The sequence below is a fragment of the Methanomassiliicoccus sp. genome, assembly GCA_033485155.1.
Classification (GTDB): Archaea; Thermoplasmatota; Thermoplasmata; order Methanomassiliicoccales; family Methanomassiliicoccaceae; genus UBA6.
The window spans coordinates 109,146-123,054 of sequence record JAWQJJ010000006.1 but is presented as its reverse complement, the minus strand read 5'-3'; the positions used below and the strand labels follow the sequence as shown (position 1 = coordinate 123,054).

Sequence of the window (13,909 nt, the reverse complement as noted above, 5' to 3'; positions counted from 1 at the left end):
GGTTCACTTCCTCCAGGCCCGCCCTTTCAGCAGCTGGGGGGACAACGAATTTAGTACCCTTCCCGGTTCCAGCATAGCCTTGCGAGCCATGGTCAACGCCCACCTCCAGCCGTCCAGTTCCACGGGGAACGCGGCATCGGTGCCCAACGAATAGAACGCTCCTGACTCATAAACCTTGAAAGCGTCATTATCAGAAAGGTCCAGGCGGTCGGGGTAAGCATTCATCTCTAGCGCCACCCGCCTCTCCGCAGCACGCTCTGCCACTCTGGATAGGTCGATGCCGTTCCCCTCCCGCAGGCCGATCACCCGATTGGTGGGGTGGCCCAGTACATCCATGTTGGGGTCGTCCATTGCCCTCAGCACTCGGGCCTCCATCTCCCCAGGAGGCATGGCGAGCCTGGTGTTCACCGATGCCACTACCAGATCCAGGCCGTCGAGGACGTCCGAGGGAGCGTCCAGGCGCCCGTCAGGGGTGATGTCGACCTCTGCTCCCTTGAGGATCACCATGCCCTCATACCCCTGGATCTCGTCGATTAGGGCGTTCCGGCGGTCGAAGGCGTCGACGTCCATGTGCCGCCCTATCCGGTCGCAGAAGCACACGAGGCGGTGCCCGAGCCGGGCCGCGGCAGCCATCATCTCCTTGACCCTCAGAGGTCCGCCGAAGGAGGAGCATCGAATGTGAAGGTCCCCCACGAGGTCATCGGCAGTCAGCGGGACACCGGGGGCCTCGCGACCCTCCCTCATCTCCGGCGAGACGTAGCAACGGCCCAGGCGAGCGTAGATCTCCTCCTCTGACCCAGCATGTTTCAGCGCCGGCGAGCTTAGGCGGGTCCCTGCGGCCTTGGCCGCCTCGGCCAGCTCCCGGAGGTGGGCGTCCGCCCCTGTGGCCTGTAACAGCTCCCAAGCGAACTGATCTTCCCTCACCTGGCGGACCATGCATGCCGCCCCCGACCGGGTCTTGCCGATGGCTTGCTCCCGTTCCACCATCGTCAGCTCGACCACCTCAGGAGAGATCCCGAACTGGGCGACCACTAAGTCGGGAACAGGCGAGGAGAACAGCAGAGTGACATTAGCCACCGAGCTCACCATCCTCCTGGCCGGGCCCGCCAGCTCGATCCCGGTGACATTGCCGCCCGCGAACAGCTCGTCCAATATATTGATGGCCGAGCGGAGAGCAAAAGGGGCGGGTATCTCTGCCGCCTCCTCTCTCCTCCAGTTGAGCCACTCTGCTGTACGCTGCTGCACCTCGTCATCGAAGTCCGGCAGATCAGCGAGCCGCCCCTCGCTTATAGCCCTGAGAAGCTCATCAACCGTGCGGACGCCAAGCAAGCGGTCGAGGTCAGCGACCCGGCGGAAGCCCAGCCACGGGGCGTCCCGGAAGACGGGGAGGTCCTCGGGGAGCAGATCCTTGACCGCCTCCAGGACCTCGATCCGACCCGTGGCGAGGAACTCTTCCAGCTTGGATTCGATGCTCTCTCCCACCCCCTCGATGCTGCGGAGACCCCTTCGGTCGCTGATGGAGCGAAGGGATTCGGTCTGGGCCTCGATGCTGCGGGCGGCCTTCATGTACGAGTTAGCCCTCCATCTTTCACCCTGGAGCTCCATCGCCAGGGCGAGATCGTAGAACTGCTCGGCCGCCCTCCGGTTGTCTGCCCTGCCCATCATCACCCGCATTTCCGTCCTTTCATTATTTAGAGCGTCGACATCTTAAGCTTATAAGCCCGGCGGTGGCTCCAGCACCTACCCCGTTGTCAATGTTGACCACTGCCAGCCCCGGAGAGCAGGATTGCAGCATGGTTAGCAGCGCTCCCTTACCATTCCCTCCGGCCCCGTATCCAACCGATGTGGGGACGCCGATGACCGGGACATCGACAAGAGATGATACTACGGAGGCCAGCGCTCCCTCCATCCCAGCGACCACAATGAGCGCGTCCACCCCCTGGTCGAGCATCTTCGTCAGGGGATCGAGCAAACGATGGAAGCCGGCGATCCCCACATCATAGGCGACGGTAACCCCTACGCCCATAGCCTCGACCACGACCTTGGCCTCCTCGGCCACCCGAACATCGGAGGTTCCCGCGGCCAGGATGCCGATGAGCCCCCTGAACTCGGTCCGGGGGCGGCGGTCCACAATGATCATCGACGCTGCCTTCTCGTAACGCACTATTTCCACCCCCAGCTTGCCACATACGGCCTCCATGTGCCCGATGCTGGCCCGGGAGATGATGAGGTGATCCTTGTCCTGAAGAGCCTGTCCGACGATCTCGGCTACAACCGCAGGGCTTTTTCCCTCCCCATATATGATCTCGGGGACGTCCTTGCGTTCCGACCGGCGAGGGTCGAACAGAGTGTGCTCCCCGATCTTCCGGACATAGTCCAGACGCAACAGCCTTTCCGCCTCGTCGCTCTCCAGCTCTCCCTTCCTGTAGCGTTCCAGCACGTCCCGGATGGTCATGTCCATCCCGGATTGGCTGATTCTCCTTATATTGTTCGCTTCCCCGGACCAGGGTAAACGATTTTACGGGGCAGAGTAGATGACCGCACGTGCAAGCGTCGGACCGGTTGCGGAGACTGCGCCACATCGTGAAAAGCATGGACGAGGTGGCCATCGCCTATTCCGGAGGAGTGGACAGCACCCTGTTGCTGAAGGTCGCCAAGGAGGAACTGGAAAGTGGGGCATCGGCCATCGTGTGCTCCTCCTCCCTCATGCCCGAAGGGGAAGTGGCGGAGGCCGTGCGCACCGCCAAGGGACTGGGGATCGAGGCCAAGGTCATCGCCTTGGACGTACTTTCCCGATCCGAGATCATCGCGAACCCCCCGGATCGATGCTATCATTGCAAGAAGCTGGTCTTTCAGGAGATTATCCGAGCCGCGAGAGCCATGGACCTGCAGTTGGTCGCCGACGGCACCCATTCTGGCGACCAGGACGGTGACCGCCCCGGCATGAGGGCGCTGCGTGAGCTGGGGGTACGTTCCCCGCTAGCCGAGGCGGGTATGGATAAGGAGGATATTCGCGGGGCATCCAGGGAGTTAGGACTCCCGACCGCCTCCCGGCCGCCATCCCCCTGTCTTGCAACCCGGATACCTTACAACGAAAGGATCACCACGGAAAAGCTTATCCAGGTGGACGAAGCGGAAAGGCTCCTACACGACCTCGGCTATGGTCAGGTACGGGTCCGGCATCACGGCACTATCGCCAGGGTCGAGGTCGAGGCACGGTTCCTGGTTCGAGCGGTAGAGGACCGCGAGGTCATCGAGTCCGGGCTGAGGTCGCTGGGCTTCATCTATGTTACCTTGGATCTCACCGGTTTCCGTTCTGGAAGCATGTCCGAGGCCCTGCCTGGTCGTTAGGTCGACCCGGGGGCGTTCACCGGCCATTTGCTTGTGTCAGCGGACGCATCGGCGAAAAAAGGATTAGCATCACGTGACAATGAGCGGGTATGCGCATCATGATCACCCTTCTGTCATATGATCACGGCATCCTGCGCCAGGTTCTGGATGTCGCCGCCGACATGGCTGCTGAGGGGACCTTCGACCAGCATCGGGACATCATGCCTGAGGTAGCTCAGTTCTTCCTCGACTTCATGGACCGATACCACCATGGTCGGGAGGAGAGGTTTGTGTTCCCGGCCGCAGCCGTTTCTCCAGAGCAGATCAAGGAAATGATACCTGAGCTCATCGATGACCATCGCAAGGCCCGAGCCTTTGCCCTGGCCATCGATGAGAACGTGAAGGCCTGGGAGACCGCTCCCCTAGCCCGCAACATCACAGACCTCGCCGCGCACATGATGCATCACATCCGAGAAGAGGAGGAGGTGGTGTTCCCAGGGATGGATGCCGCATTCGAGGGGGATAATGATCTCGCCATCTTCGAACAGTCGCAGGCCTTCATTAAGGAGGAGTTCGGAGAGGATTTCCCGAAAAAAGCGGAGGATTTCGCCAACCGCCTCCAGGACAAGGTTTGGGGTGAGGGGGTCATCAAGTACCCCCTTATGGGACGATGAGCCTCGAACGCGCCCGGACGAGCGGGAACTTGGCAAGGGGACCGCACGTTGAAAGCAGATAAAGATTGATAGAGAATGGCGCCGAGGGAGAGATTTGAACTCCCGTGGCGGAGACCGCCAGTGGTTCGCTCGGAGATCTCGGTCTTTCGAGACCACCGCCTTACCGGGCTAGACTACCTCGGCGTTGGATATGGCAGAATCGTCACCACCTATAAGTCATTTCCTAGGCAAATGGTGCTCCGGAACGGATACAGGGGGTTTCGACCTCCGGAACGCCGCAGGGATGGTCGGCGATCCACAGGCAAATGATAAAAACCCTGAGCTTCCTGCAAGGGCCGATGAGGGTCATCATTACCAAGGGCGGATGCAGGGAAGAGATGGAGGTCCCTGAGCATGCCTCTTCCGTCGAGGTGCTCGACCGGCTCTGCCTCCTTCCTGACGCCCATATAATATTGCGGGGAGGAGTACCCATTCCCGTGGACGAGAGATTGGAGGACGGGGACACCCTCAGGATAGTCAAGGTCGCCTCAGGCGGCTGACCTTTGCCAGTGAGTGGACCGACGGTCAACCGAAACCTGTCTGAAGTACAGTACCCGGCCAGAAACCTTTATTATTACCTTTAGCACCTATCGGGGGCGAAACGACTTCCTCACATGACTGATTTCATGCTCACTATCATCATCACAGCTCGCCCTGAAGCGAGCATAATAGTTGAAACCCCAGTCTCGTCCAGCCTTCGATCGGGCGAACGACCGGGTAAACGTAGTGGATAGAATAGCGTGCGTTTTGGTCGTCAGGACAGTCGTTTTCAAGACTATATGAGGTGTAACCATAATGAACATCGATCCTAGCACTACCAAGTACATGATCAAGGCCAGGCTACAGGCCGACGGAATCGTGGAGAAGCCTGATGTGGTAGGTGCCATCTTCGGCCAGACCGAAGGTCTGCTGGGCGACGAGCTTGATCTGAGGGACCTCCAGAAGAGCGGCCGTATCGGACGCATCGAGGTCGAGGTCAGCTCGAAGCAGGGCAAGTCCGACGGCGAGGTCCTCATCCCATCGAGCCTGGACCAGGTGGAGACGGTCATTCTGGCCTCCGCCTTGGAAACCATCGATCGGGTAGGCCCGTGCAAGGCCAAGATCTCCGTCCTCAGCATAGAGGATGTCAGGATAACCAAGCGGTCCAAGATCATCGAGAGGGCCAGGGAGCTGCTGACCGAACTTATCAAGCAATCCAAGACCTCCGGCATCGACCTCACCGAGAGCGTTCGGCAGAGCGTGCAGACCGAGGAGATCATCACCTACGGTAAGGAGCACCTGCCCGCCGGACCCAACGTCCAGGACAGCGATGCCATCATCATCGTGGAAGGCCGCTCCGACGTCCTCAATCTCCTCAAGTCGGGGATCAAGAACGCTATAGCAGTAGAGGGCACCAACGTCCCCAAGACCGTCATGGACCTCAGCAAGGAGCGCGTCATCACCGCGTTCGTGGATGGCGACCGGGGCGGGGAGCTCATCCTCCGGGAGCTGTTCCAGGTGGCCGAAGTCGACTTCGTGGCCCGCGCCCCGCGGGGAATGGAAGTCGAGGAGCTTACCCAGAAGCAGATCATGAAATGCCTCCGCAACAAGATCCCCGGCGAGCAGTTCATGGAAATGTACGGGATGAGTTCCGAGAACGGCAAGGCCGCGGCTATGGAGCCCCGCGAGGAGCGCGCTCCCCGGGAGCAGCCCCGCGAACCAAGGGAAAGAGAATTCCGTGAGTCCAGGGAGCCCCGCGAGGAGCCAGTCCAGGAAGCCAAGGCCCAGGAGCGCCCGCCAGAGCAGCGGCCTCACCGCGAGCCCCGGGACCGCCGGTCCCGAGAGCAGCGCGAGCCCAGGGAGCCCCGCGAGCCGGTCAAGGAGCTGCCGGTGATCGAGCCCATGGCCGAGCTGCCGGAGAAGACCGGAGCCCCGGTCGAGGAGCCGCAAGTGGTGGAGGCCGAGCCGAGCAAGAAGCTGTCCGAAGCCCAGACGCTCTACAAGAGTCTTATCAATGAGCTGGCGACAACCTCAAAGGCCAAGATCCTGGACGCGTCCGGGGCGATCATCAAGGAGGTCCCGGTGAGGGACCTCGTCAACACCCTCAAGACCAACGTCAAGGGTGTGAACGCCGTGGTATTCGACGGCATCGTCACCCAGAGGATCCTGGACATCGCGGCCGACAACAAGATCGTCACCATCGTAGGCACCAAGATGGGTAACATCACCAAGCAGCCGGCCTCGGTCGAGGTCTGGACCAGGGACGACCTGAACGAATGAGCGAAAAAGTGGACATCCGGAAAGAGATGGACCTGAGGTCCATCGACACCACCGCCGACATCCTCATACCGAAGGATCCCCTGGCCAGAGTCATCGGGCAGGAGGAGGCGGTGGAGCTGGCGCGGATCGCGGCCCGGCAGAGGAGGAACCTCCTGCTGGTCGGCCCGCCCGGCACCGGAAAGTCCATGATTGCTCAGGCCCTTGCTCTTCACCTGCCCAAGCCCCGCGAGGAGATAAGGGCGGTGCACAATCCCGAGAACCCCGAGCGGCCGCTGGTCGAGGTCAAACGGGAGGACGAGGTGCTGAAGGAGCGGGAAACGAGAGGATCGGCGGTCGGTGAGCTTATCGACCCCGAGTCCGCGCCGGTGAGCGTGGCCGAGCGCCTGGGCTACCGCTGCCGATCCTGCGGAGCGTACTCCGCGGCCACGGAGCGCACCTGCCCCCATTGTGAGAAGGCCAAGCTCGACACCGGGATGCAGGCCAATAATCCATTCGGGGACATCCTCGGAAACCTCATGGAATCGATGGCCAGCGCCGCCCCGGGGCTCGCCGCCGCGGGCAAGGAGAAGGTCACCACCACCCGCAAACGCGGGGACAAGGAAGAGGTGATCGTCTTCGAGCGCGCCGGGGACAAGATCCGGGTCCTGGACCAGGGCGCGCTGGAGAAGCGACGTGCGCTGGAGCGCCAACGGCCTCACAAGGTAATCGTTCCTCTAGAGCGCAATCCATTCGTCCTGGCTACCGGGGCCTCGGAGACCGAGCTCCTTGGGGACGTCCGCCATGACCCGTTCGGCGGGCATACTCAGCTAGGCACCCAGCCGTACGAAAGGGTGATCCCTGGCTCCATCCACGAAGCGCACGAGGGGGTGCTGTTCCTGGACGAGATCTCGCATCTGGGCCAGTTGCAGCGCTACATCCTTACCGCCATGCAAGAGAAGCGGGCACCCATCACCGGTCGGAACCCTCAGTCATCGGGTGCGTCAGTTCGCGTGGACTCGGTACCGGCCAACTTCATTTTAGTCGCCGCGTGCAACATCCAGGATCTGGAGCAGGTCCTTTCCCCGCTGCGGTCGAGGATCAACGGGGACGGCTATGAAGTGCTGGTCGAAACCTTCATGCCCGACACCGATGCCAACCGCGCCAGTATCGCCCAGTTCGTGGCCCAGGAAATCGCCACCGACGGCCGCATCCCTCCGGCTTCACGGTCAGCTGTCGAGGCCATCATCAGGGAAGCACGGATCAGGGCCAAGCTCATGGATGGGAAAGAGAACGCGCTTACCCTCCGCCTCCGGGAGCTCGGAGGCCTCATCCGATCCTCGGGAGACCTGGCCGTGGCCAACGGGGATGCCCTCATCGAGGCCCGTCACGTCGCCGTGGCCATGAAGAGGAGCCGCCCGGCCGAGGAGCAGATAAAGGAGCGCTACGGGACATACATGAAGGGGCTGGGCACCGACATCTCATCAGCACAGAAAGAGAAATCCCCTTACTACTTCTGGAACGAACATATGCGGGACGATCAAGCATACCAGTGATCAGACGAACAGCTGCATCTGGTAGGCGTCCTCACCATCATTATAGTAACCTTCGATGACGTCGACCGGCTCGAAGTTGAACCGACGATAGAACTCCATGGCCGCATGGTTTCCCTTGCGGACCTCCAGAGTGAGTACCCTGGCCCCCTTCCGGCGGCTCTCCTCCAGGTACCGTTCCATCAGCATGGTACCTATGCCTCTACGGCGTACCTCGGGGGCTACCGCCAGCATGAGTACCCGGGAGTGAATGGGAGAGGTCATGACCCCGAGCAGGAAGGCCTTGATGCCCCACGGGCTCTCGACCACGATGAACCCTTCAGGCCAGGAACTGGATATGGCCGTGAACAGATGTGGATCGTACCGCTCGCTCAGCGTAGAGCAAGCTAAGTTATAGACCGATGGAAGATCCGCGACCGAGAATCCCCTCAGATGCAACGCCTCATCAATGTCTCTTCGACCCATTAATCCTTTTCCAACCCATTACCATGGCCACGACTATCATGGGCACGGCTAGGAGGGCTGCGGTCATGGATGGAGCCGTTCCCTCATCAGGAAGCACGCTCACCCAGCAGGTTGCGGTCACGGTGTTGTTGCCTCTGTCCCGCAGCGTTAGGATTATGATATGGTCTCCCGCCGGCAACCTCACCGCCCAGGAGGTGGCATTGCTGTCCATCGAGCCGTCCCCATCGACGTCCCATTCCACAGCCAGCGAGGGAGCGTTATCGGAGCAGTTGCTGGCATCGAGCAGCACGGGCTGTCTGGCAGTGATCGTCAAATGGGTCCAGGACAGGCATGCCACCGGTGGAACGGGATCCACTGACCAGTCCTTCCAGAACAATGTCCCGAAGTACGAAGCGATCTCCTTCGATCGCACCGCCACCCCCGCCTCCCGGTTCTCCTGAAGGGCGCTGTCGCCCCAGTTGATCGAGGAGATTACCGCCAGATCGTCGATGATCAACCCCTTGTTGTGCATCACCGATAATTCGTGGTAGGGTGAGATTACCTTGGCTTCGAGGTCCATGCCCCTAGTGCGGGCCATGGCGTTGAGCGCATCGGCCACCCTCTGGTTCTCTTCCTCGCCCCACGAGGAGTCGAGGAGCAGCCTGACAGTCACCCCTCGTCCGGCGGCCTCGACAATAGAGGTTATGAGGCTGGAGCCTTCCAACCATTCAGGGTCAACCGAAAGCTGCTCTACCAGGACCCTTTCCGAAGCGCGATCGATGAGGTTCTTCAACGCTTCCCCGGAATTGTCCGGCGAAAGTAGGGACATCACTCCACAGCGATACCTGATGGTCTCCTCGGCCAGCCCGGCCCTCTCCACGGGGTCCAGGAGCTTTCCCTGGGACTTAGGCACCATGGCATCCAGGGGTCCGTTGAAATCGGACCCGAACACTCGTTCGAAGTAGGCACCGACCGCGGCGCCGTCCATGGTGACGCCCCAGCCCCGGTTGGCGTAGAGGCCGGAACCCCAATTCTCCGACATCACCGTGACTCGGCGTGCATCGACCACCATGTACTTCGCGTGCAGGTAATCGTACCGCTTGTAGGAATCGACCGAGCGCAGCTCCTTGACTTCCGCCCCCGAGGCCTTGAGAGTAAATATGGCGTCCACAGAGCGATCGGACAGGCCGCCCACTGGTTGCCCCTCGATGAGGATATTGACTTTAAGCCCTCGCGAAGCGCACCGGCACAGCTGGTCGACGACGTAAGGATCGGAGATCTCGTACACCGAGCAGTTCACCGTTCTCGAGGCCAGGGACAGCTCTCTGGCGATGCGTCCGGCGGCGGTCTCGGGGGCCGAGAAGGGCTCCACCACTGCCTGGAACTCAGCCGACACGTAACTGGACCTTCCGGGGGGCTCGACCGACCAGTCGGATGATGTGTTGGAGTCCTCGCCCTCCCTCAGAAGAGCATGGCCTTTGGGAACACTGCCGACCGCTGGCCCCGACCATCCGGGACCGCCGTAGACCGATGCCCCGTAGGCGACGGCATCCGCGATTTGGTGGTCCGGGGATATGAGCAGGACCTCGTCCCCGCTGTCGGCCAGAACGAATCTGCTACTCCACATCAAGGATGCATCTCCCTTTTCCAAGTATGCCATATCTGGCCATAGGAGGGTGAAGGCTTCATGATCGGCGACTAGGGCGAGGGACGCACCCCTCTCAAGGGTGAGATCGGCGAGGATAGTCACATTGCCCTCACCGTCGTCGAGCGCCGTCCCCTGGAGGCGCACTGACGGCCCATGGTTGGTAATGATGCAATACTCCAGCGGACGCCCTGGACACAGCTCGGTGATCCTGACATCCCATTCCCGCGAGACCTCCGCGCGGAGATCGAGGGAACCCCACTCCGTGCCTGGAGATGAGGGGCCAGGCTGGGCGGTAGGGAGAACAAGCACCAGCAGGACCATGATATACAAGCCCCTCATCGGAGCGTACACCGCCTGCCGGAGGATATCGTTGACCGCTACAGTTAGGCAGGACGATCAGAGGAACTGGACCAGGTCGGCCAGGACCTTGCGGGGTTCCTTGGCCTTGACCACGCCCGACGCCAGTAGGACCCCTGAAGCACCCAGCTCGACCGCCTTCTTGACATCCTTGCCGTTCTTGACCCCCGCACCGCAGAGGATCTGGATCCCATCATCGATCCGGCGGACGGCACTGACCGCATCGCTGACCACCTCGGGCCGGGCATCGGTGACCGAGATGTCCCCTCCGATCAGTTCCGGAGGTTCCACGGCAATCATGTCCGGATCGAGGGAGGCGGCCGCAGCGGAGGTGGTGCAAGTATCGGTGCACACGCAGGTGGTCAATCCGGCGTCCTTGCTCAGCTGTACGGCGAGAGCGAGGTCGGCCAGGACCATGCGCCGTTCGGAGTGGTTCAAAAGCGTACCTTTCGCCCCAGCCGCCTTGGCCAGCTCAGGGGTGGTATACCCTGTCGCGGCGCCCGGGCGCTTGGCGTCGACGTGTTGGGCGAAGACCGGTACGGTGACCGCCCGCGAGACCGAGGAGAGCTCGGTGGTAGGGGGGCACACCGCGATGATCACACCCGTGTCATCAGATACCTCTTGGCACGCCTCGGCCAGGGCTATCGCCCTTTCTCCTTGGACCTCGGCGTAGGCCTTGAAGTTGATGATGACGACGGGCGCTCTCATCTCACTCAAGCTTCTCCATGCGTTCCTTCAGCTTGCCGAGGACTGCCGGACGGGTGGTGTACTCCATCTCTTCAGGCCCAAGGACCGCGGGCATGAACGGCCCGTGGCGGCGCATGTAGATGGACGCTTTGACCGCCCCTCTCCTGGCCTCATCCCAGCAGCTCCCTGCGAAGTAGTCCAGAGGCTCATGGTGACCGGGCGCGGAGCCGGGGTCCTCAAGACCCTGGAACTTGCCGTTGCTGACATGCATACCGACCGCACAGATGCGGGGCGGGCCGTCGAAGTACACGGGGTCGGAGTCGGCAACCGCGCAAGGGTACCAACCGCCGTAGTGCGAGCCCCGCATCCATCCGGAGACGAGCATGGGGAACATGTAGGGCTGCAGGACCTCCCCGACCGCGGGAAGGCCACTCTGGGCCCGGCAGATGCACACCGGATCGTCCTTGCCGACGTACTTGCCGGCGGAGATGTTGAGCTTCTCAGTGGACACTACAGCGCCGATGCCGATGTCCGGGCTCTTGGACCATATCTTCTTGATGGCGTACCTGGTGGTATCGCCGAGCAGGGTGAGGATATCGTAGGTCTCGTCCGGAGTGGACATCACTACCTTCTTGGAATCACAAACGTCCACGATCTCGAACTTGAAGCCCTCGTGGGCCCGCGGATCGATGACCAGGCCAGTTGTGGTGAACGGGTCCATGAAGGTCCTGCACAGGGGCAGGGAGTAAGCGGACGGCTCGGTCTTGTCGGCCATGAAGAATATCATGGGTTCGGCCCCCCTCTCCTTGAACTCCATCTCCGCCGCTCCCGGACCGGCGCCCCGGACGTTGCCGGAGAAGGCGTCGGTTAGAAGGTCTTGGCCAGCAGCATAGAGCTTCATCCTCTTCGCTTCCTTGGTGGCGTCCATGAACGCCTCCCAGCACAGGCCGTGGACGTCCCGGTTGTTCTCTCCGCGCGTGTGAGTAAGGAACAGGTTGATGTCGTCCCCCACCCGGGTAACATAATAGTCGTCGATCGTTCCGGCCTTGAGACCGTCAGCCAGACGCTCTCCGGCCTTCTTCATCATCAACGGGTGCGGCCTAGCGTGACCGCCGACCGAGCCTACGTCGGCCTTTATGACTGAAACAGTAACCCTGTCTGACATTTACTTTCCCCTTAGTATTCCTCGAAATAATGCTCTCCATATAAATAGATAGTAGGGCTGTTCAACCGACTGAATGTTGATCGGCGCCCTTTGAGGTGGTCTTTGTTCGGCGTCTCACCTGCTCACAGTGATTACCGTCACCGGGCAAGCCTCCGCTGCCTTGTTCACACAATCGAACGTTTCATCGGGGACCTTGCCCGATGCCGAGCCGCCGTCGCGATACTGCTCATCGATCTCGGCGGTCCCATCCTCCCCTTCCTTGAAGACATCGGGACACTCATCGCCATAACAGCGGCCGCATTGGATACAGCCCTCCTGGTCGATCTCGACGTTGACTGCCATGGTCTTCGTATTTCGAACATTCCGCTTATTAATCTTTGGTATCTGCCGTGGCCGAGGTCGACCTGCCCGGGCATCACTTTTATACTGCGGCGGACTATCCACGCCCAGGTATTCCAATGAGCGAGGCGTCGCTGCGTAATTCCAGGACCCTCTCCCCCGCCGACTCGGGGAAGGAGGTCGTGGTTAAGGGCTGGGCCCAGGAGATAAGGAACCTGGGCGGCATTTCATTCCTGATCATACGGGACCGCCATGGGGTCGTCCAAATAACTGCCCCCAAGAAGAAGATCGCTCCCGAGGTGATGTCTGTATTGACGTCCCTGTCCCGGGAGTCGGTGGTCAAGGTGACCGGCACCGCCAAGGCCGCTGAGCAGGCCAAGGGGGGCGTGGAGATCATACCCTCGACGGTCGAGGTCCTCAGCACGGCAGCGTCCCCTCTTCCCATGGGCGTCATTGACAAGGTGAACGTGGAAGCGGACACCAGGTTCGACCACAGGTTCATGGACCTCCGGAGGCCAGAGGCCCGGGCCGTCTTCGAGATCAAGTCCCTGGCCCTCAGTCTGATCGACCAGTTCCTGGTGAACGAGGGGTTCGTAGAGGTGTTCACCCCCAAGATCGTGGCTTCCGGAGCGGAAGGAGGGGCGACCCTGTTCCAGCTCAAGTACTTCGAGCAGATGGCCTACCTGGCGCAGTCGCCCCAGCTGTACAAGCAGATGCTCATGTCCACCGGTCTGGATCGCGTGTTCGAGATCGGACCGGCTTTCCGGGCCGAGCCATCTGACACCGTCCGGCACGTCTCCGAGTTCGTGTCCTTCGACGGCGAACTAGCGTTCATCGAATCCATGTCCGACGTGCTGGATGTGGTCGAGCGGTGCACCCAGTCGGTCATCGAGGGGGTTGCCTCCAAGGCTGCCCCGCAACTGGAGGTCCTCAACGCCAAGATCTCCGTTCCCAAAGCCCCTTACCCTGTCATCGAGTACAAGGACGCTGTGGAGATGGTGCAGGGCACCGGAATGCAGATTAAACTGGGCGACGACCTAGGCACCGAAGGTGAGAAAGCCCTCGGAGAGGTCATGAAGGAAAAAGGATACGATATGTATTGGATCGTGGAGTACCCGGAGGAGGCCAAGCCGTTCTATATCATGGAGAAGGACGGGACGCCCTACTCATACTCCTTCGACCTCGACTACAAGGGCCAGGAGATCTCGTCCGGTGGCCAGAGGGAGCACCGGTACGATCGCTTGGTCGCCAGGATGCAGAAGAAGGGGCTCGACCCCGGAGCGTTCGGCTTCTACCTCGACGCGTTCAAGTACGGGATGCCTCCCCACGGCGGTTGGGGGCTGGGGATCGAGAGATTGGTCCAGAAGATGCTCGACCTGCCCAACATCAGGGAGACCATTCTCTTCCCGAGAGACCGCATCCGATTGGTGCCTTGATG

13 protein-coding genes and 1 tRNA gene are annotated in these 13,909 nt (G+C 61.2%); 6 read left to right on the top strand and 8 right to left on the bottom strand.

Annotation, left to right across the window (positions count from 1 at the left end):
- Window positions 1-3 precede the first annotated feature (3 nt).
- Window positions 4-1,665, bottom strand: a complete 1,662-nt coding sequence (locus SA339_10040; GenBank protein MDW5563553.1) for a hypothetical protein — start codon at window positions 1,663-1,665, stop codon at window positions 4-6.
- Between the two features lie 22 nt (window positions 1,666-1,687).
- Window positions 1,688-2,461, bottom strand: a complete 774-nt coding sequence (gene larB, locus SA339_10035; GenBank protein ID MDW5563552.1) for a nickel pincer cofactor biosynthesis protein LarB — start codon at window positions 2,459-2,461, stop codon at window positions 1,688-1,690.
- A gap of 83 nt (window positions 2,462-2,544) precedes the next feature.
- Here larB and larE point away from each other — a divergent pair, with 83 nt between their 5' ends.
- Window positions 2,545-3,351, top strand: coding sequence for an ATP-dependent sacrificial sulfur transferase LarE (gene larE, locus SA339_10030; protein MDW5563551.1), 807 nt, complete (start codon window positions 2,545-2,547; stop codon window positions 3,349-3,351).
- 89 nt (window positions 3,352-3,440) lie between these two features.
- A complete protein-coding gene (locus tag SA339_10025; GenBank protein MDW5563550.1) occupies window positions 3,441-4,004 on the top strand; it encodes a hemerythrin domain-containing protein in 564 nt (187 codons plus the stop codon).
- Window positions 4,005-4,080: 76 nt separating this feature from the next.
- Here SA339_10025 and SA339_10020 read toward each other — a convergent pair.
- Window positions 4,081-4,187 (bottom strand) — tRNA-Ser (locus SA339_10020).
- Between the two features lie 155 nt (window positions 4,188-4,342).
- Between SA339_10020 and SA339_10015 the strand changes: the two genes are divergently transcribed.
- The 3 genes from SA339_10015 (at window position 4,343) to SA339_10005 (ending at window position 7,834) form a co-directional block, all read left to right on the top strand.
- Complete coding sequence (locus tag SA339_10015; protein ID MDW5563549.1) at window positions 4,343-4,543, top strand: hypothetical protein; 201 nt, start codon at window positions 4,343-4,345, stop codon at window positions 4,541-4,543.
- A gap of 295 nt (window positions 4,544-4,838) precedes the next feature.
- Window positions 4,839-6,302 carry a DNA primase DnaG gene (dnaG, locus tag SA339_10010; protein ID MDW5563548.1) on the top strand — a complete coding sequence of 488 codons (1,464 nt, stop codon included), beginning with the start codon at window positions 4,839-4,841 and terminating at the stop codon, window positions 6,300-6,302.
- Window positions 6,299-7,834, top strand: coding sequence for an ATP-binding protein (locus tag SA339_10005; protein ID MDW5563547.1), 1,536 nt, complete (start codon window positions 6,299-6,301; stop codon window positions 7,832-7,834). Before dnaG ends, SA339_10005 begins: the two co-directional genes overlap by 4 nt.
- On the opposite strand, the gene SA339_10000 is transcribed toward SA339_10005, so the two are convergent.
- The 5 genes from SA339_10000 to SA339_09980 form a co-directional block, all read right to left on the bottom strand.
- Window positions 7,835-8,269 carry a GNAT family N-acetyltransferase gene (locus SA339_10000; protein MDW5563546.1) on the bottom strand — a complete coding sequence of 145 codons (435 nt, stop codon included), beginning with the start codon at window positions 8,267-8,269 and terminating at the stop codon, window positions 7,835-7,837. It lies immediately after the preceding gene.
- A gap of 7 nt (window positions 8,270-8,276) precedes the next feature.
- On the bottom strand, window positions 8,277-10,262 hold the full coding sequence (locus tag SA339_09995; protein ID MDW5563545.1) for a phospholipase D-like domain-containing protein: 1,986 nt from the start codon (window positions 10,260-10,262) through the stop codon (window positions 8,277-8,279).
- Window positions 10,263-10,319: 57 nt separating this feature from the next.
- Entirely contained in the window at window positions 10,320-10,988 is a 669-nt protein-coding gene (tpiA, locus tag SA339_09990; GenBank protein MDW5563544.1) for a triose-phosphate isomerase, read from the bottom strand.
- Window position 10,989: 1 nt separating this feature from the next.
- Entirely contained in the window at window positions 10,990-12,132 is a 1,143-nt protein-coding gene (locus SA339_09985; GenBank protein ID MDW5563543.1) for a fructose-1,6-bisphosphatase, read from the bottom strand.
- A gap of 114 nt (window positions 12,133-12,246) precedes the next feature.
- Window positions 12,247-12,474, bottom strand: coding sequence for a ferredoxin (locus tag SA339_09980; GenBank protein MDW5563542.1), 228 nt, complete (start codon window positions 12,472-12,474; stop codon window positions 12,247-12,249).
- Window positions 12,475-12,590: 116 nt separating this feature from the next.
- On the opposite strand from SA339_09980, the gene aspS reads away from it, so the two are divergent.
- Window positions 12,591-13,907, top strand: a complete 1,317-nt coding sequence (gene aspS, locus SA339_09975; protein ID MDW5563541.1) for an aspartate--tRNA(Asn) ligase — start codon at window positions 12,591-12,593, stop codon at window positions 13,905-13,907.
- The last annotated feature ends 2 nt before the right edge of the window (window positions 13,908-13,909 follow it).